The organism is Blastococcus colisei (assembly GCF_006717095.1).
Classification (GTDB): Bacteria; Actinomycetota; Actinomycetes; order Mycobacteriales; family Geodermatophilaceae; genus Blastococcus_B; species Blastococcus_B colisei.
Genome location: NZ_VFQE01000002.1, coordinates 1 through 18,733, shown reverse-complemented (window position 1 = coordinate 18,733; position 18,733 = coordinate 1). Strand labels below are relative to the sequence as shown.

General features: G+C 71.9%; 13 protein-coding genes and 1 pseudogene. 8 read left to right on the top strand and 6 right to left on the bottom strand.

What is annotated here, in order from left to right:
- Positions 1-47 precede the first annotated feature (47 nt).
- From FHU33_RS19475 to FHU33_RS19460, 4 genes are all read left to right on the top strand, one after another.
- Positions 48-998: a hypothetical protein gene (locus tag FHU33_RS19475; protein ID WP_142027287.1), complete on the top strand. Its 951-nt coding sequence runs from the start codon at positions 48-50 to the stop codon at positions 996-998.
- Between the two features lie 394 nt (positions 999-1,392).
- Positions 1,393-1,680 carry a hypothetical protein gene (locus FHU33_RS19470; protein ID WP_246064003.1) on the top strand — a complete coding sequence of 96 codons (288 nt, stop codon included), beginning with the start codon at positions 1,393-1,395 and terminating at the stop codon, positions 1,678-1,680.
- 348 nt (positions 1,681-2,028) lie between these two features.
- Positions 2,029-5,700, top strand: a complete 3,672-nt coding sequence (mobF, locus tag FHU33_RS19465) for a MobF family relaxase (RefSeq protein WP_142027286.1) — start codon at positions 2,029-2,031, stop codon at positions 5,698-5,700.
- Positions 5,701-6,060: 360 nt separating this feature from the next.
- Positions 6,061-6,291: a hypothetical protein gene (locus tag FHU33_RS19460; protein ID WP_246064001.1), complete on the top strand. Its 231-nt coding sequence runs from the start codon at positions 6,061-6,063 to the stop codon at positions 6,289-6,291.
- Between the two features lie 499 nt (positions 6,292-6,790).
- Here the strand turns inward: FHU33_RS19460 and FHU33_RS19455 are convergent, their stop codons facing one another.
- The 6 genes and pseudogenes from FHU33_RS19455 to FHU33_RS19430 form a co-directional block, all read right to left on the bottom strand.
- Positions 6,791-8,035 (bottom strand): McrC family protein, encoded by a 1,245-nt coding sequence (locus tag FHU33_RS19455; protein WP_211355281.1) that lies wholly within the window; start codon positions 8,033-8,035, stop codon positions 6,791-6,793.
- Entirely contained in the window at positions 8,025-8,705 is a 681-nt protein-coding gene (locus tag FHU33_RS26300; protein ID WP_142027284.1) for an McrB family protein, read from the bottom strand. Before FHU33_RS26300 ends, FHU33_RS19455 begins: the two co-directional genes overlap by 11 nt.
- 10 nt (positions 8,706-8,715) lie before the next feature.
- Positions 8,716-9,225, bottom strand: a pseudogene (locus tag FHU33_RS26295) (AAA family ATPase); the annotation flags it as partial.
- A 1,257-nt stretch (positions 9,226-10,482) separates the two neighbouring features.
- On the bottom strand, positions 10,483-11,163 hold the full coding sequence (locus tag FHU33_RS19440) for a LuxR family transcriptional regulator (RefSeq protein WP_142027282.1): 681 nt from the start codon (positions 11,161-11,163) through the stop codon (positions 10,483-10,485).
- A complete protein-coding gene (locus FHU33_RS19435; RefSeq protein WP_142027281.1) occupies positions 11,156-11,812 on the bottom strand; it encodes a helix-turn-helix domain-containing protein in 657 nt (218 codons plus the stop codon). The genes FHU33_RS19440 and FHU33_RS19435 overlap by 8 nt, the downstream gene beginning before the upstream one ends.
- Before the next feature lie 172 nt (positions 11,813-11,984).
- A complete protein-coding gene (locus FHU33_RS19430; protein ID WP_142027280.1) occupies positions 11,985-12,194 on the bottom strand; it encodes a helix-turn-helix transcriptional regulator in 210 nt (69 codons plus the stop codon).
- Between the two features lie 1,402 nt (positions 12,195-13,596).
- On the opposite strand from FHU33_RS19430, the gene FHU33_RS19425 reads away from it, so the two are divergent.
- The 4 genes from FHU33_RS19425 to FHU33_RS19410 all read left to right on the top strand — a co-directional run bounded on the left by FHU33_RS19425 (position 13,597) and on the right by FHU33_RS19410 (position 17,614).
- Positions 13,597-14,352 (top strand): ImmA/IrrE family metallo-endopeptidase, encoded by a 756-nt coding sequence (locus tag FHU33_RS19425; RefSeq protein WP_142027279.1) that lies wholly within the window; start codon positions 13,597-13,599, stop codon positions 14,350-14,352.
- Positions 14,353-14,368: 16 nt separating this feature from the next.
- Positions 14,369-16,093 (top strand): ParB/RepB/Spo0J family partition protein, encoded by a 1,725-nt coding sequence (locus FHU33_RS19420; RefSeq protein WP_142027278.1) that lies wholly within the window; start codon positions 14,369-14,371, stop codon positions 16,091-16,093.
- Between the two features lie 267 nt (positions 16,094-16,360).
- Complete coding sequence (locus FHU33_RS19415; protein ID WP_142027277.1) at positions 16,361-16,849, top strand: hypothetical protein; 489 nt, start codon at positions 16,361-16,363, stop codon at positions 16,847-16,849.
- Positions 16,850-17,362: 513 nt separating this feature from the next.
- A complete protein-coding gene (locus FHU33_RS19410) occupies positions 17,363-17,614 on the top strand; it encodes a hypothetical protein (RefSeq protein WP_142027276.1) in 252 nt (83 codons plus the stop codon).
- The last annotated feature ends 1,119 nt before the right edge of the window (positions 17,615-18,733 follow it).

Below are 18,733 nucleotides of genomic sequence, written 5' to 3'. Positions count from 1 at the left end.
AGAATTCAGCGCCTCTTGTGCGGGAAGGGCTCAAGGTGTCACCCCGAATGGCCGACATACTCAGAGTGGAGCTTCGCGGGCGCCTGACACCCCTCCTCGGGGGTGCCGCCCGGCATGTCGCGCGTCGCGGCCGCGATGCATGGCACTCACGCAAGCCGATCTGGATGCCGAAGCTTCGGCGTGCAGGCAAGACGGTGGCGGTGGCGGCGGCGATAGCGGCACTGCTCACCCTCGGCGTGACGGGACAGCTCAGCAGGCAGCTGGCTGGTGCGTCCCCACTCGCCTCCGGACCAGTGGCGGAGACCGAAGGCAGCAGCGCATTCGTTCCCCTACCGTCCCCGTGGGATGTCGCCATTGACAAGGTCCGCGACGTGGCTCCGGCTATCTCGCGGCCACACATCGGCTTCGTGCCACTGGGCGATCTGTCGCTCACCCCGGAGCCCGACGCTGACACCGGTGGGGCGTCGCGGGCAACGACGGCGGGTCAGAGCGGTCAACCCCAGCTCATGAGCACTCCGTCCGCTCTTGCCGTGGCGGTGGCCGTGGCGGTGGCAGTCGGCGTCGGCGTGGTGCGGCGGATGCGTCGGGACGGCAAGGATCGGACCTCCCACGGCGACGTCGATCTCGCCGCGGACGCATCGGACATGGACGCGCCGACGCGAGACCCGAAAAGCGCGGTCACAAACCAGAGCCGGTCGCCTGCAGACGGGAACACAAGTGGACAACAGGTACCCCGGCCCCCAGTCGACCCACGTCGCGACGAGAATGGTGACGGCCAATCCCGGCACGTGCCCGAGGCCGCAGGCCTCACCACGCAAGCGGTCGCATCGACGGCGACGGGCGAGAGACCCGGCAGTGCCGCAACTGCTGCTCAGGAGAGCGCCCGCACCGGCACCTTGCCAAGCAGGCGCACCCAGCCGACGCCTCAGGTAAGAACACGGGTGCGCGCAGAAGACTCGTCCAGCCGCGTCGTGCTGTTCACCGCAACGAAATGGTAGGGGGTCAAGCGCCCGACGCGCGGGCCGCGCCGTCGGCATCCGGGTGACCTGGGTTCGCACCCGCGAATGGCAGTCGGTCCCCGTGCGGGCTTGCGCCTCAGCCCAGTCAAGTTTCAGGGCTGAGCCACGAGGCGCCCCAACGGACCCGGCCCCATGGCGGCGGTGACGTCCGGCCCGATTCGCGACGAGCGATACTTCGGCGAACAACTAAACAATGCCCACCAGAGGCATTTCGCTCGCGCCCCGGAGACTGTTGCGCAAGACACTCAACTATTGCTTCAGTTTCCCGCAATATGCGCCGATGTGCCAGGAGAAATGGAACTGTACAGGTCGAGCGAGGGAGCCTCGAGTGATTGTCAGCTGCCGGGCGAGGACGCCAGCCACCGACCTGCAGGTGGCCGCCGGTGTGTCGGACGTCCTAGACCGCCGGGCCGCGCTGAAGCGACCGCCGACCACACTGGTCGTCTCTGATGCCATCGCCCTCGGGATCGCGGGACTCTTCAGCAGCGCGACCCCGTCCGGCCGCGTGCTCGAGCACTTCTACAGGCGCGGCTCGATAGACGGCGCGGACATGATCGAAGCGGCACGAGTCGAGCAAGGCTTCGCCTCACCCGAGGGACATGCGGCGCTGCACTGCCTCATCGGGTGGATACGGAGTCGCGTGAATGATCAGATCAACTAGAAGGCTGCGTGCCGGCGACCACTTGAGCCCCACGGGGGAATCGCCCGCAGAACCTAGCCCCAGCGATCGTTAAGCGTCCCGCCAAGTGTCAGTCAAGCCGATAGCCAACCAAGAGACGCCCGCGAGTACTAGCCCGGCGAAGCCCTACCGTGATCACCCAACGATGCGGTTATCCCGCCCGGATACACGGTGATCGCCAGTACGGGTCATCACCGTCCAAGGCCTTACTGAAGAACGGCACGCATGCTACCTTCGGAGGTAGTTCGGGCCCCGCTTCGCGGGGCCCATCGCCGTTTCTAGGGGTGACTTGTTGGTCATTGTTGGGTGGCGTTGAAAATGCACGGAGGAATGAAGGTGTACGCCGGTTCGCCGGCCGCGGCCCGGCAGTACCTGGAGGCCGGCTGCGGCCGGGCCGATGACTACTACCTGGCCGAGGGAACGGGGTTCGCCCGCCGCTTCACCGCCACCGAGGGAGGCGTGCGGGAGTTGCCGCCGCTGACCGGCGACGCCTACGAAACGTGGGTCGCCGGCCACGACCCGGCAACTGGGGAACCACGCGGGCAGCTGCGCACCGACGAGCACGCGGTCCGGTTCGTCGAGGTGGTGGTCAACGGCCCGAAGACCTGGTCCTTGGCGGCCGCCCTGCACCCGGACGTCGCCGCGGCGTACGAGGCCGCGCAGGACCGCGCCGCCGGGCAGATCGTCGCCTGGCTGGCGGAGCACGCCACCACCCGGGTCGGGCCGCGCGGCGGTCAGGTGCAGGTGCCGCTGGAGGTGCTGGAGGCCGTGACCGTGCGGCACTACACCTCCCGCGCGCAGGACCCGCACCGGCATCTGCACCTGCAGCTGCTGGCGCGGGTGTTCGCCGCCGGGAAATGGCGGGGCCTGCACACCGTCGGTGTCCGGGATTCGCTGAATGCGATCAACGGGCTCGGGCACGCCGCGATGGCCTGCGATCCGGAATTGAACGCCGCGTTCGCCGCGCACGGATACACAAAGGACACCACCGGAGAAATCCGAGAGCTCTCCGAGTATGTCGGCCCGTTCAGCGCGCGGCACGCGCAGATCGCCCGGAATGTGGACCGCTACGAAGCCGAGTGGACCGCGGCGCACCCCGGCGACCACCCCGGCCCGGCGTTGCGCCGCGCGTGGGACGCGCGGGCGTGGGCCGACGGGCGCCCCGACAAGGTCACCCCGCAGCCCGGAACGAAGCTGGAGGAACGCTGGCAGGCCGAGTTCGACGCCCTCGGCTACCGGCCCCGCGACCGCCCCGTCGCACTGCACCCGACGCCGATCGGCGCCCTGGATCGACCGGCGGCGGTGGAGCGGGTGCTCGCGAGGCTGGCCGCCGGCCGCTCGGCGTGGAACGCCGCCGACGTGCGCGGGGAGGTGGAGCGGCGGATCGCCGCCGCAGGTGTCGTGGCCGACGCAGCGGTCCGCATCGAGCTCGCCGAAGACCTCACCGCCCGCGCCCTGTCCCGGTGCGTGCCGCTGCTGGACCGCGGCGGGGTGCCCGAGCACATCCGGGCCTGGACCTCGGCGCCGGTGCTCGCGGTCGAGGCCGACCTCACCGCCCGCCTCGCCTCCCGCGCCACCCAGCGCCCGGCCGGCGCCCCTGGCCCCGACCTGCTACCACCGGTCGACATCGCAGTGGGTGCTCCGCGGCTGGATCCCGGGCAGGCCGCGGCGGTCGCCGCGCTCGCCGGCCGGCGGCGTCTGGTCGTGATCGAGGGCGCGGCCGGCGCCGGCAAGACCACTACCCTGGCCGCCACCAGGACCCTGCTCGCCGAACAAGGGCGCCGGCTGGTGGTCGTCACCCCGACGCTGAAGGCGGCCCAGGTCGCCGCCGCGGAGGTCGGCGCGGTCGCCGGATCGGCGGCCCGGCTGGCCTACCAGTACGGCTGGCGCTGGAATGACGACGGCGCGTGGACCCGCCTGCCCGTCGGCCACACCGACCCTGCCACGGGCCGCATGTATGCCGGACCCACTGACGGGGCGCGGCTGCGGGCCGGTGACCTCCTCGTCGTGGACGAGGCGGGCATGCTGGATCAAGACACCGCCCGGGCCCTGCTGAAGATCGCCGACGAGTGCGGTGTGCGCGTCGCCCTCCTCGGTGACCGGCACCAGCTCGCGGCGGTCGGCCGCGGTGGCGTCCTCGACCTCGCCGCGGCCCAGGTCGACCCGAACGAGCACCTGACCCTGATCGGGGTGCACCGCTTCACCCGCACCGACGCCACCGGCGCCACGACACCGGACACCGACTACGCCGAGCTGACCCTGGCGATGCGCGCCGGTGAGAACCCTGGGGCGGTGTTCGACGCGCTCCTGGCGCGCGGGCAGATCCGGCTGCACCCCGACGTGCAGGCGTTGCGGGAGGCGCTCGCCGCCGGCGCGGCCGACGGCTACACCGCGGGCGAGTCTGTGGCCGTGGTAGTCGCCACCCGGGAGCAGGCCGCCGCGCTCAACGCCGCCATCCGGGACCGACTCGTCACCCAAGGCCGGGTCGACGACCGGCGCGTGGTGGTCACGGGGGCCGGGGAGCGGATCGGCGCCGGCGACCGGATCGCCACCCGCCGCAACGACCGCGACCTGGGCGTGGCCAACCGCGACACCTGGACGGTCACCGGTATCGACCGAGACGGCGCACTGCTCGTCACCCCCGACGGCACACCGCATGTCACCCCCGCCGGCGGCGAGGCGGCCGCTGTCACCCCCGCCGTCACCGTCGACGTCACCCAGGACGGGAACGGGGCGCGGGTGCTGCCCGCCGACTACGTCACCGCGCACGTGGAACTGGCCTACGCGACCACCGCGCACGGCACCCAAGGCGACACCGTGACCGCCGCGCACCTGGTGGTCGGCGAGGACACCGGCGCGGCCGTCGCCTACGTCGGGATGACCCGCGGCCGTACCGCAAACACCGCCCACCTCGTCGCGGCCGACCCCGCCGAGGCGCGGGAGCAGTGGCTCGCGGTCTTCGCCCGCGACCGCGCCGACCTCGGCCCCGCGTACGCCGCCCGGCTGGCCGCCGCCGAGGCCGCCCGCTACGCCCAGCCCCGACCGCTGGAACAGGCGCTCGCCGACCTGCACTCGGCGTGGACGGCCGAGCAACGCTGCCTGGATCGGCTCGCCCACGCCGAACCGCGCCGGGACGCGCTGCGCGAGATCGTCGCGCTCGAGTCCGCCCACGCCGACCAGCTCACCGCGCTGGAAGCCCGGTACGAGGAGACCGGGATCGGCGCCCGCCACGCCACCGCGCGGGCCGACGCCGGCGGCGCGGTCGTCACCGCCGAGACCGACCGGATCCGGGACACGCTGCTCGGCAGCTGGGACACCGGGCGTGACGTCGCCCGCCAGGCCGCGCAGGTCGTGCTCGACGGTCCCGGCCGGCTCCGGCTTCGGCAGGCCGCCGTCGCCCGGGCCGTCGAGCAGCTGCTCGACTGGGCCGACGCGTGGCGGCCCTACCTGCCGGGGATGCCCACCGACCCGCAGCAGATCGCGCGGCTGGCTGACCGGTCCGACGACCGACCGCGGCTGTGGACCGCCTTCGACACCTACGCCCGCCACCACGCCGAACACGCCCACCCCGAGCGCACTCAGCTGCGCGCGACCGCAGCCGCTGCCCAGGAGGCCCACCGGAACGCCGGAGCCGCGGTGACCGACGCCCGCCGTCAGCACGAGGACCGGCTCTCCCGCTTCGGGTCCCTCGCCTGGACCCCTGACCCGGCGGAGCGGCTGGCCGACACCGACCGGGACATCGCCGCCGACCACACAAAACTGGCCGCCGTCCGCGCTCGCATTGTGCGACTGACGGCCGAGCCAGCTCTCCTCACCCAGTCGGCCGACCGCCTTGGCCACGAGCGGGACACCTGGCGCGCACTCCAGGACGCAGACCCGACTCCACACCGATCGGCCCCCACGCTGCTGACCGCCCCCGAACCGGGTGTCAACCTCCCACGCCCCGAGGACCTCGCAGCGCTCACCCGGCGCACCGCCGCTGGTCCAGGCATCGGGCGATGATGCCCACGCGTGGCGCCCCGCAAGCCACGCGGAGGCAGCTCTGCGCCCGACAGCCGGAGCGGAAGCCGGACAGCAAGGCTGCGCCCGGAGGGGCAGCGTCCGGCCTGGCTGGCCAGCCTGCGCCGCTCGGCAATGCTGATCCGGGGGAATACGGAGGCGTGTCTCGAGAGAGATGAGAGGACTGGGACGCACGCGATCTTGGTCCGCAGCCAGTCCGCAACTAGTCCGCAGAATGGCCAGTCACGGCACTCACCAGCTAGCGACTACAGACGGCAAAAGTCCAGCTCAACGATATTTTCCGTCGACGTCCGTCCGTGGTCAATCGGCCGGGAGTAGTTCTGGGTCAACGAGCCCGGCCGGGTGTTCATCGCCCGCCGGGGCCGCAGCGAGCTGACCACGACGATCCTGGCGCCGGGGGAGCTGGCCGACCTGGTCGAGCGGATGCTGCGCACGTCGGGTCGACGCATCGACATGTCGACACCGTTCGTCGACGCGACCATGCCCGACGGCTCCCGGTTGCACGTCGTCATCCCCGACATGATTGACGGGTTAGCGGCTTACCTGCCCAGACCACTTCAGCTAGGGTCGTGACCTGCGTTTATGGGTAAGTGAGGCGGTTGGCTCTCGTTGGTCTGATACGGGCATCCTGCGGACTTTTTGCGGACTCGGTGCGGACTCCGAGCAGGTGCTGGCGCGGCCGTGCCCAGGGCTTGGCCAGCCCGCGCGGGTCCCTGCGCGGACCGCGCGGGATGTCCGGGCGTCCAAGCCCTCGGCTTGTGACGGCCCCGCTGCTAAGGCGTACGCGAGCGGCAGCGCTGACGGGCTGGCCCGACCTGTGGATAGCCGCGCAGCCGCCGCGGCCGTCTGCTTGGCTGGTCGTGCTGGTCGGGTGTGATCCACCCCTGCGGGCGACCTCCTCATGGCGTGGGAGCCCCGTGCCGTCAGGGCGAAGGAGCCCGGCCAGCCCTGCGCTCGATCAGTGGCTCTACGAACTTGAGGGGACGAAAGGACCCTTATCGACCCTGCTGTTGCCCCCCGGCGTCGGGCCGCTCCAGTCCGCTGCCTGTTGTTGACTGGGGCTCGACGGTCCTCACTCTTCAGACGCCCCTGGGCCTGGCTTGCGGTCATTCCCCAGGTGCGAGCGAAAGTCTTGGACGTCGCCCACCGTTGCGGCGATTCGCTTTATCTGTCGGAGGAGACTGTCGGGTGCCTGGGCGAGGTCGAGGACGTGCTGCACGATCTCCACGCCTTTGCCGCGGATGACGTGCCGCCGTTCGGTCTCCCCGGATCCCTTCGCGTAGACGAGGTGTCCGACCGGCAGGTCCAGGGCGGTGCAGTAGGCCAACAGCTGGTAGAGGTCGGCCTGCGGGAAGCCGGCGGGCTTCTCTGCCTTGTACTTGGCGTCGATGACCCCGCGGGGGGCGCCTGCTGCCGACGTCCAAACGAGGTCCGGCTTCATCCTCACGGAGTCTGCTTCATCAAGCCAGGTAGGCGCTTGCCGGTGCGTCCGACCCCCGAGCCGCTCGATCTCCTCGCCGAGCGCCACGGTCACGAAGTCCTCGAACAGCTGCGGCATGTTGACCAGGAAGCCATCGACCTGCAGCACGCCCGGAGACAGCTCCATGGAGGTAGCGCGCAGCACCATCTCCGCCAGTCGCACCGCGGCGTGGTAGCGGGCGTTGAGCCGTGTCGGCCTCCAGGTCGGCAGCGGCCGGCCGGCCGCTGCCGGAGTGACTCCGTCGAGGCGGCCGGCAACACGGAGGAGCCCGTGCCGGACTTCACGCGACAGCCGTGGCAGGCGTTGCAGGCGACGCGTGGCGGTAAGCAGCAACTGGTTCTCGGCGATGTCGACCGTGAACTCGTCGAAGCGCACCTCCAAGGGCACGGGGAAGCCGTAGCGCCGGCGGAGCTGGTCGGACTCCCGGATGCGCCCACGGAGCACGGGGAGGCTGGCCTCCACTTCGCGGTATCCGTGCAGCACACCTTCGCGGAGCGCGCGGTCGGCCTGGCGCACGAAGGCCTCAGCGACGGCCGGCAACAGGTCCGGCTCCTCGGCGAGGGGGACGTGGGTGTCCTGCCACCTCTTGCCCGACAGCGCGTACCCGAGGAGGAACAGCAGCCGGTCGATCGCCACCTTGGGCCTGATCCACACCTCGATACCGGCGACCACCGCGACCCCGACCAGGTTGGCCGGCCGCACGAGGTAGGCGTCGCCGTGCAGTAGGCGCTCGACGGTGACGACGCCTGACGCCGACAGCGTCTCCGCCACTGGGCCTGGGAGCTGGACTTCCTGGGCGTCTCCCAGTTCCACGAGTTCCAGGCGCTCAGGAGTCAATGGCGTCTCCCGGCTCTGCCGGGGGTTCGCTCTGGCCTTCTTCGTCCGTGTGCTGGCCCGCCACGGCGGTGCGGAGGCCAGGTAGGCCATACCGTCGATGGACGTCCACGCCGTCCCCGTAGTGGTGCTCCTCCAGCAGCGGCAGGATCGCCGTGCGCCATGCCCGTTCCAGACCGCCCTCCTGGTGCGCCGCAGGACGCATGAGATAGGACGGCCCGACCTTGAACTCGGGGTCGGTGATCCGCCGATTCAGCTCGGTGAGCAGGCGCGCCGCCTCGTCCTTCCTGCCCTCACGCTCCAGCCAGCGGCCGAGCAGGGAGCGGATCGGTTCCTCCTCCGGGTGCAGGGACAGGAAGTTGAAGCGTCGCCGCATCGCGGCGTCGACCAGAGCGATGGACCGGTCGGCGGTGTTCATCGTCCCGATGACGAGCACGTTCGGCGGCAGCGTGAAGGCCTTGTCATCCCCCGAGGCGTAGAGGAGCTCGATGGCCTCGTCCCGGTACTCGAGCAGGAAGTAGAGCTCCCCGAAGATCCGGGCGAGGTTGCCGCGGTTCATCTCGTCGATGATGAGAACGAACGGCTGTTCCGGGTGCTGGAGGGCCTGGTCGACTACCCGTCGCAGCGGCCCCGGCCGGAGCCTGAAGCCCCACCGTCCCAGCCTCGCCTGCAACGGGGCGGTAGCCCTCGAAGAAGTCCTCGTAGCTGTAGGCGGGGTGGAACTGCACGAGTGTTGTGCCCTCGGTGCCGGCGAGGTGGCGGGCCAGCTTCTGGGCCAGGTATGTCTTGCCGGTGCCGGGTGGGCCGTAGAGGACGAGCTGCGGCCGGTCGCGCAGCAGCTCCACGCACTCCTGCAGCCAGGAGCGCGGAATCAGCAGCTCGTCGGCCAGGTCGTCGGTCACGTCGGGCAGGACGAACGTCGCCACGGGGGCGGCCGCCTCGTTGCGGTCGACGAGCCCCTCCAGCTCGGACAGCTGGGCCGTGAGGTCGAGCAGCTCGTGCGGGCTCTGCAGCTTCGCGCTGAGTGTGGCCGGTAGGTCGGCGAAGTCGACGCCCTGCCCGGCGTTGTCCCACCTGACCGGCCTGCGGAGCCTCGACAGCACCTCCGCGGACCGGTACTCGGCGTCCCCGTCCACCTCACCGACATAGAGAGCGCCCTTGTCGGTGGTGGCCACGAGGTCGCCGGGCTGCATGCGGGTGAGGAACGCGTGAAATTCGTCGACCTTCTGGTCGCGCTGGCTGTACGAGACGTGCCCGTAACTGTCATCGACGAGGCGCTTGAGCTGCTCATGAGCCGTCCCGCCATCGACCCGTGGCAGGTGGGTGGCGGCGAGGCTGATCCAGCCTTCCGCCAGCCAGGACGGGACGAGGCTCGTGCCCTGAACGCTCGCCCCCCGGACTAGCCACGCCCTCCGGGGCGGGGCCGGTGCGGTGGCGCTCTCGTTCTGTGTTTGCGGCAGCCACTGTTGGCCGTACGGCGGCTGGTACCAGTCGAACGGCTCGCCGGTCGCCTGCTCGAAGTGGTCGCGCAGCGCCAGCAGGTCCCGGTCCAGGTCGCCGGTTGGTGCGACGACGTCCGCGAAGGCCGACCGGATTCTCCGCTTGTGCTGGTCGTTGATGATCGGTTCGAAGACGTCGGGGAACGCGAGGTAGGCGAGGGCGTGCCGCTGCCCGGCCGGCTTGGAGCCGGGTGTCGACTGGAGCAGGTCCCGGAACGCCCAGGGGTCGCAGGCCAGTCGCTGGCGCTCCGCTGCGGGCAGCTCCGTCCAGGCACGGACGAAGGAGATGAGGACCCCGAACTGGTTCCAGACCTGGACCTTGTAGCCCATGCCGCCGTTGAAGACGCCGCTGCTGAGAGTCGCGTCAAGGTGAGGCGGCACCGCAACGGGCTCGGCCATCATCGAGAGCGGACGTCGGATGCGATCCCGCTTGGTGTCCACTTTCAGGTCGTCAAGCGGCAGGACCGACAGGTACTGCAGCTCTGCGGCGAGCTGGAGCGCGGTCGGCGAGCAACCGGCCAGCTGACTCCGCAGCTTCTCCAGGAAGCTCCCTGGGCCGAGGTCGGGCTTGTCCACGAAGGCCCGTTCGAGTTCGGCGGCGGCCTCAGCGGTCCACACCGGCGAGCCGGGGGTGAAGGCGGAGTCGCCGTCCACCAGCCCGAGCTTCAGCACGGTGGCTGCAGCCTCCTGCACCTTCTCCTCACCGCGCTGGTTGCGGTTGCCGTGCTCGCGTCGTGGCCGTTCCCCGATGCACTTCGTGGCCATCCGTGCCTCCCCGTTTCACTCCCGCGGTGGCCCGAGTCTTGCCTGCGCGTGGGGCTCGTGCACACAGCGGCCAGTGAAGAGGAGCAGGACGCCCAGGAGGTGACATCTACGGCGACGCTGGGCAGTCCTCTCACGTCGAGGCTGCTCACGGCGACGATTCGGGGCGGCGGCCCGGGCGCCCCCGGTTCAGTAGAGGTAGCGGTCGATGCCGGAGCCGTCCGCCCACAGGCAGTTCATGCGGTCGGCGGTGCGGGCGTGAGCGGCCTCCTCGGCGTCGCTGAGCACGCAGTCGGTGCCGAGCGGGATTGCCCGCAGCCGGGCGGTGAGCAGGCGGGTGTCGTCGCTGGGAGGGAGGTCGAGCAGGCCCGCCAGCCGCGCGAGAACCGAGACCAGGTCGGTCCGGCGGTAGCCGGGGTTGAGCTGCTCGGCGTGGCCCGCGACCAGGTCGGTGATGTCGGGGTCCAGCCGTGGGTGGCCGAGGGTGGCGGCGATGGCGGCGAGGAGTTCGATGTCGGCGGCGGGCACGCTGAGCACGGTCATCGGCGCGTGCTCGTAGCGGCCGTCCGGGGCGAGCAGCCGGCCCTGCGTTGCTGCCCGGGACTGGGTGGGCGCCAGGGCGGTGAGCAGCCGCTGCACGGCGGCGAGGGCAACCCGGTCAGCCAGCGGCGCCGGCAGCCGTAGCGGCTCGGTGTCGGCGCTCGGTCCCTGCCGGTCGTCGTCCTCCCACATGCCCAGGCGCAGCGGGATCTCCTCCAGGGCGCGCAGCGGCGCCAGCGGCTCGCCGTCGAGGTCGACGACGAGCACGGCCCGCTGTCCCGGCCGGGTCTCCTCGCTCGGTTCGGGGTGGCTGGTGGCCTGCTCAGCCACGGTCAGACCACCGCTCGGTGGCCGACCGGCCGGTGAAGCCGGTGGCCCGGCCGATGTCGGCCCACGAGGCCCCGGCCGCGAGCGCGGCGCGGACCGCCTCGTCCAGCGCACGGCCGGCAGCGGCCTGCCCGGCGGCGGCCTCCTCGACGGCCTCGAGAGCCTGCCATCCGCCGATGTGGCGGCGCCATTCGCTGATCACCAGGTGCTCGTCGGCGGCCTCCAGATCGGCCCACGGGCCGGTAACGGCGAGCCGCCGCGCCGTCGGGTCGGCCAGCTCCGGGGGTACGCGAGTCCAGGGGGCGCCGCGCCAGCCACAGGTGCAGCCGGCGACCCAGCCGACCACCTCCGTGTCCGGACGCCACTCCTCGGCCTCCTCGATCACCTCGCAGTGCACCTGGTCGCCAGGCTCGGCGGGCATGATCCCGTCACCGCCGATGACCGTGCGGTCCTGCCATATGCCCTCGACGGTGCAGCCGTCGCGGTAGGCCAGCCGCACCTGGTCGCCGTCGCGGGGCCCGTCGTCGGGCCGGCGGGCTATCAGCACGCCGCGGGCGCTGGTGGTGCCGGCTCCTTGCGCGCCGTCGGCGAACAGCGGAACCACCCAGCCCTCGTGCGCCTGGCCGTTCACGACCGGGCCCATCCATCCCATCGCTTGCTCCTTTCGGTGTTGAGAGCGTCGCCGTTCCGGCGCTGCCGGAACCGGTTCTGTTCGGCTTCTGTGGAGGACCGTCGTCGTCCACAGCCGGGGCTGGCCGCCGGGCCGCACCGTGTGCCCGAGTGCGCATCGGTCCCGTGTCCGGTCCCGCGCTCTCCGGTGGCGGCTATCGGCGGGGGGACTGGTCTGCTTGTGCGTCGATCCAGGTGTGCAGGTCGGTGCGGCGGTAGAGGACGCGCCGGCCGAGTCGGAAGCTGTTCGGGCCGGTGCCGAGGTGTCGCCAGTACCGGAGGGTGGCGACGGGCGCGCGGAGCACGTCCGCGGCCTCGGTGATGGTGAGCAGCTCGGGCTCGTGTTCGGCGGTGGGGTCGGGCATGGCTGGCTCCGGGGGGGGCGTCGGTGGTGGGCGGTGTCTTCACCCCAGAAGGCGCCATTTCGGGCCCGTTGGTGACACCTCACAGCCAGCTTTCTCTGACGGTCTCCGGTTGTTCTCCTGTAGCGGCGTGGCGCACAGGAGCTGGCCGGGCGTGACCCTTGCCAGCGACGGAGGCCCCTTCACCTACCGGCGCCGGGGTCGGCGCCGGGACAGCCGGTGGACACGGCCCCGGGTCCCGTGGCTGGATTCGACCCCGTCCCGGCAGGCGGTCTCCCGTGACCGCCTGCAGTTCGTCTCCAGGCGATGCCTGGTTGTCCGCCGCAACCGGGACCGTGAGCAGGACCCGCGCTGCCCGCGCTTGTGAAGCAATTCTTCGGGAGGCCGTCGGCACCCGGGCGACCCGGGCACCCACAGGACTGGAGGTCCGCTGCCAGGGTGACGGCTTCTCCAGTAGTCCTCCTGTTGTTCTCCAGTCCCGCCGAGGCAGGCCGCCCGCATGGGGGCGCTCCTGCGCAACTGGTCCCTGTGGACAACAGCTTCTGTCCACCAAGTCCGGACCGACGCCCTCGGTCGAGCGCCGGCCTGGCCACGCTCGCCCCATGGCCTTCCACGACGCACTCAGGGCACGGCGAAACCGCGCGGCTCGTTCCTGGTTCGGCAGGGCCCCTCGGGAGGTGTCGCGTGACCGGGGCGCGCGATCCGGTGAGCGCGCCGTCGAGGTTGTCGCGCGCCGGCCCGTGGGGCGGGCCAGGAGCACCCTTCGGGCCACGCTGCGCGCGGCGCCGGCTGCGCCGTCGTCAAGGTCCGCCTGCGGCGGGCTGTCCTTGCTGGTCCCCCGACCCCGTCCGGCAGCTCAGCGTAGGGGCCTCCCGCGCCGTCTCCTCCCGACCGGACCAAGATCCTTCCGCCCTTCGGGCGCTTCGCTGCGGAAGCAGTCTTGGTCCGGTCGTCCCCCGCCGTCGCTCCCGGCCCCTGAGCAGAGCTCTGTGCCGGACGGGCCGGGGGAATGGGTGGCAGGACACCTGTTCCGCAGTTCCTCCCGTACCGGCTTCAGCTCCAGTTCCGGGAGGGTCCAGATGACTAACACCAGCACCAGCAGCACGGCAAGCAGCAGCCGCACCGCCACGGGCGGGCGGGGCAGGCGCGCCCGCCTCAGCGCCGCGCAGGCGGAAGCAGCCGACGCCGCGCGGGCAGCGAAGATCGCGGCCCTGCATGACCAGATCGGCGAGCAGGTGGAGGCGCTGACCGCCGATCCGCAGTGGCGGGCGATGCTCGACGCGGCCGCGAAGTTCCACACGTACAGCCTCAACAACCAGCTGCTGATCGAGTTGCAGGCCGCGCGGCTGGGCATCAGCCCGACCCGGGTCGCCGGTTCGGCACTTGGAAGGCGCTGGGCCGCAGCGTGGTCAAGGGGGCCACCGGGCTCGCGGTTCTGGCCCCCTGCACCTACACGCCCAAGGACACCCCCACCGACCAGGCCGTCCCCGCCCCCGGGACGGGGACGGCGGGTGAGTCGTCCGGCGGGGACGCCGACCGGCGGGCGCCGGGGCGGGTGTTGCGCGGGTTCCGGGTCGCGCACGTCTTCGACGTCTCCCAGACCGAGGGTGACCCGCTGCCCGACATCGTCCCCGAGCTGCTCATCGGCGACGCGCCCGCCGCTCTGTGGGAGGCGCTGGCCGCCCAGGTCGCCGCGTACGGCTACACGCTCACCCGCGCGGACTGCGGGCAGGCCAACGGGATCACCGACCCGGCCGCCCGCACCGTGCGGGTCCGCCCGGACGTCGCCGACGCGCAGGCGGTCAAGACCCTCGCCCACGAACTCGCGCACATTGAGTGCGGGCACACCGCCGAGGGCTACGACTACCGCGGGTGCCGCGGGCGGGCCGAGGCCGAAGCCGAGTCGGTCGCTTACATCGTCACCGCCTGGGCCGGGCTGGACGCCGGCGCCTACACCGTCCCCTACGTCGCCGCCTGGTCGGCCGGGAAACCCGATGTCGTCCGCGCCGCCGCGGCGACGGTGACCGCCGCCGCGCGCCGCATCCTCGACCACCTCGACGGCGCCAAGAGCACCGAGCATCCGCCGGGGGACGGGGAGAGCGCCTCGCCCGCCGGACCGGTCGCGCAGCCCGAGGGCGCCCGCGTCCTCGCCACCACCTGAGCGAGGAGAACACGACATGCCCGCCACCACCGCCACCGAGACCACCGCCACCGAGACCACCGCCACCGAGACCACCGCCACCCCGCAGAGCATCGAAGGAGAACCCGCCATGACCACGAGCACGACAGTCCCCGCCCTGAACACCGGCCGGGAGAACCCGCCTGACGAGGCTTCCGCGACCGAGAACGCTCAACGTGCCGGGATCGAGCGGCGCGAGACCGAGCACGTCGACCCGGCCGGCACCGGCAGCGCAGGCGCCGACACGGCCGAGGACGGCGGCCGGGCACACCGGCTGGTGTGGCTGGACCCCCGGGAGCTGGCCGTGCACCCCCGCAACATCCGCGACGACCTCGGCGACCTGTCCGGGCTGGCCGACTCCATCGCCTCCCAGGGCGTGCTGGAGGCCCTCACCGTGATCCCGCACGCCGCCGCCGACGGCACGCCGGGCCATCAGCTTGTGGCCGGGCACCGCCGGGCGGCCGCCGCGGTCCTCGCCGGACTGACCGCGGTGCCGTGCGTGCTGCGCCCCGACCTCGCCCTCGACGGGAACGCCGCCGACGGCGACCGGGCCGCCCAGGCCGGGCACGTGGGGGCGATGCTGGCCGAAAACCTGCACCGCCGCGGCCTGTCCGCGGTGGAGGAAGCCCGCGGAGTGCAGGCGATGCTCGACCTCGGCGTCCCGCTGACCAGGGTGGCCAAGTCCACCGGGCTCGGCCGCAAGCGGGTCGCCAAGGCCGCCGGGGTCGCCCGGCTGGACACCGACACCGCCGCCGCCGTCGCCGCTGCCGGGCTGACCCTGGACCAGGCCGCCGCCGTCGCCATCTACGCCAGTCACCCGGACACCACCGCCGCCCTCGTCGCGGCCGCGGGGGAGGGGCCGGGGCAGTTCGCCCACGCGCTGACCCGCGCCAAGCAGGCGAAGCAGGAAGCGGAGAAGGCCGCCGCCCTGCTGGCTGAGCTGGCCGCCGCCGGGCGCACCGTCCTGGACGAGGACACCGGCCGCGGCGCCACCCGGCTGGCCGACCTCGCCCACGACGGCGCGCCGCTGACCGCCGACGGCCACGCCGGCTGCCCCGGCTCGGCGGTCTACGTAAACACCAGCGGCTGGCAGGGGCCGCAAGCCGTGGAGGTGTGCACCGACCCGGCCGGCAACGGCCACCGCGACCGCTGGACGGCCACTGTCCTACCCGGAGGCGCAGCGGGCGAGGACCCCGGCGACGCCGAACGTGAGGCCGCCGCGGCCGAACGGCGGGCCACCATCGAGAACAACAAGGCGATGGCGGCCGCCAACGAGACCCGCCGGGAGTGGATCAAGGGGCTGCTGCAGCGCAAGACCGCGCCCAAGGCGGCACTGCGGTTCGCCGTCGAAACCCTGGCCGCCGACCCGCGGGCGCTGTCCCGCTGGCTGTCCGGGCAACCCAACCGCGCCCAAGATCAAGCGGCCGCCGACCTCGGCATCGACGCCCCCGGCCAGTGGTGGACCACCCGGGACAAGCCCGCGCTCACGCTGACCAGCGGCGAACAGGTGCCCGACGCCCGGCTCGCCGTGGCACTGCTGGCCCACGTCGCCGGCGCCATCGAGTCCGGGCTGCACCGCCAGTCCTGGCGCAACCCCGGCGCCGGCGACGCCCGCTGGCTGCGGTTCCTGGCCTCCTGCGGCTACACACTCGCCGACATCGAACGACAGATCGTCGACGCCGCCGACCAACCCACCGCCGACCCCGCACCCGACGCAACCTGACCGGCGTCCGGCCGCCCCCGCACCCCCGGGGGCGGCCACGCCGAGGCGGGGGCGGTTCGGGTGGCCGGCCCCGGCGGCGGGGGGCGCGCGAGGCCCCGCCGCTGGCGCGTCGAGGCCCACCGTCAGCACGCTGCCGGCGGGCCTGCCGGCCCGACGCGCTCACCAGCCACGCGACCGCCGCCCGACACCCGTCACCGGCCGCGCCTGTCACACCCCAACGGCACACTCACCCCCGACCGTGGAGGCCGGGAGGCAGGGAGGAACCCGATGATCTTCGAACGCAGAGCCGCCGACCTCGACCCCGTCGACATCGAGAACGCCCTGCTGCGCGCCGCCCTGGGCGACTACTGCGACGAGGCCGCGATCCTTCTGCTGATCACCTCCGGCCACTGGCTACCGCAACTGCAGCACGCCGGTCTGATCACCGTCGACGGGAACGTGGACGGCGAGGGACTGTGGGCCCACATCTACTGGCCAGACCTCGACGGGGCCCTGCACATCGGCACCATCATCGGCAGGAGCAGTGACCATCAGATCCTGCGGGCAGCCGCCAGCATCGCCGACGGCCACCCCGTCGACCTCGGCGACCTCGCCACCGGCCTCGACCGCCACGCCCTCACCCTCGTCCTCGCCGCAATGGCCCACGCCGCCGGCAGCCACGAAGAACCTCGCATCGCCCGAGGCCCTGGCGGCGTTCCGCACCCGGGTGGCCGGCTGCCGCCGCTGGTCCCTTGGCCCCAGCCGAACCACCCGTGAACCGCCCAGGAAGGGGCCCGGCGCCGGGTGCGGGGCAGGCGTGCTCACCAGCCCCTCATGCCGAGGGCGGAATGTCGGGCCGCGGGCTTGTGGCAGGTGGGGTCAGACGCTGCTCGACGAGGCGTGGCGTGCCGCGTCGACGCCCCGGCTGGCACCCACCGCTGCGCGGAGGGGGCCGTGGCCTTCCGGGAACACGCTCGCCACGCTTCTTGTCTCGTACGCCGATCACCTGGGTGGCGGCCTTCACGTCGGGGCCCGCCGCTCCCTGCGTACCGTCCTGGTGAACCCCACTTGTTCGCTGTGACCTGAATCACAGTTCGCCCAAGGCGCGCGTCGTACCGAGGGGTAGCCCCTACCGTTCCGTGGGACGGCGCCGCCTCCAAGGGCAGTGGAGACGGCACCGCCACGGCAAGGTCTACTCCCAAATTCATCCAACAGCGCTGAGTCTCGCCGCGGAGTGTCGAACGGGGCCTTCCCTGGCGGCTGCCCGGGAGCAGCCACGGGGATGCCGTCATGCCCAGCTACCGCCTCCTGGCCGGCAGCGCCACGGTCCTTGAGGTCTTCGACATGGAGGACGACCGCCAGGCGATCGACTACGCCCGCCAGCTCTCGGTCGCCTTTCCATGGGAGCCGCGGACCTTTCGGGCCCGGTGGGGCTACTTTCAGCTCGAACGGCGGGACGGTTACCTCTGGCAGATGCTGTTCGCCTGGGTCCCGCAGGGCCAGAGCTCGACGTGCCCTGAGCGGCCTGAGCGCGGGTCGTAGCGGGTCGGCTACCGTGCGCCCGGGCCGACCTACCCGCTCTCGTAGCGGCAGGTCTGCCTGGAGTCTGTGGGGGCAGGCGATGATGCTGGGACCCGGGGGAGGGGAGTCGGCGTGCTGCACGTCGGCCGGGGCGTCGCTGGGGTCGGTGGCGGTTGGATTCGACAGCGTCAGAGGGCGCTTCGCCGGTAGGCCGCGGGGTGGTCCGTGATCACCTGATCGGCCCGACCCTCCGGTGGCGAATCAGGCCGCGGCCGGCGGGGGGAGCGGTAGCCGACGATCTGACGGCGGCGAGTTGGTCCTCGAGGAACCAGTGATGGGGCTGCCGTCCGTAGTTGTCGAGGGGCATCCAGAGCACCTGCCCTGGGTTTCTCATCGTTTCGCCGAAGCCGGACTCGTGAGACCGGAGATATGTGACGTGCCCAGGCGCGAGGATGTTCAAGCGTGCGCACGTGCCGTTCAATTCCCGACGACTGGTGGTAGCGACGATAAAAACCAGCTGGTCATGGACCGAGGGCTCGTGGCACCACCATGACCAGACTCGAAGCGCGCGGGGAGTGGCTGCAGCGGCATATCTGTGCTCGGCATCTGGCGGGGTGCTATCGGCTTGTGCGGTCCCGTCACTTGTGAGGCTCATGCGCCCGGAATCGGTTGCACCGGCAGCGACCTAAAGGGAACGCAGGGCAACTCCCTCTAATGGGGAGGTATCTCGTGGTTGGTGACCCGATGAACAACCTTCGCCTTGCTGGATGCCGGTCGGGCCGTACGCACGCCACTCCGCCGCAGGTGGCCACAGGCCGTGCGGCCCACATTTGGACAGGCCTGACAAGGAGCGAGGCGCGTGTGCCGTGTGGTGGCCGGGGCTGCGGACGATCACGTGGACATTCCACTGCCACCGCGTGCGGTTAATCATTAACAGGGGAGCTACGACCCCCACCCGAATGGGTGCACGCCGCCTCCAGTCGCTCAAGGCTGCCGCTAATGAATCGATATGGTTAAAGTGATCGTTGGCCGGAGGGAATTTCGGGTACGCCGCATTCTTATGTCGCGGCTGCTTCTGCTCGTTGTCATCACCCTGGTTCTGGGCGCCATGGCCTGGCTGATCCAGGGACTCGAATCCCG

What these genes read in the sequence shown, in the direction of transcription:
- FHU33_RS19430 (WP_142027280.1), bottom strand. Translation starts at nt 12,194, where the DNA reads ATGCCCGACCCCACCGCCGAACACGAGCCCGAGCTGCTCACCATCACC.
- FHU33_RS19435 (WP_142027281.1), bottom strand. Translation starts at nt 11,812, where the DNA reads ATGGGATGGATGGGCCCGGTCGTGAACGGCCAGGCGCACGAGGGCTGG.
- FHU33_RS19420 (WP_142027278.1), top strand. Translation starts at nt 14,369, where the DNA reads ATGCCCGCCACCACCGCCACCGAGACCACCGCCACCGAGACCACCGCC.
- mobF (WP_142027286.1), top strand. Translation starts at nt 2,029, where the DNA reads ATGAAGGTGTACGCCGGTTCGCCGGCCGCGGCCCGGCAGTACCTGGAG.
- FHU33_RS19415 (WP_142027277.1), top strand. Translation starts at nt 16,361, where the DNA reads ATGATCTTCGAACGCAGAGCCGCCGACCTCGACCCCGTCGACATCGAG.
- FHU33_RS19410 (WP_142027276.1), top strand. Translation starts at nt 17,363, where the DNA reads ATGCCCAGCTACCGCCTCCTGGCCGGCAGCGCCACGGTCCTTGAGGTC.
- FHU33_RS19475 (WP_142027287.1), top strand. Translation starts at nt 48, where the DNA reads ATGGCCGACATACTCAGAGTGGAGCTTCGCGGGCGCCTGACACCCCTC.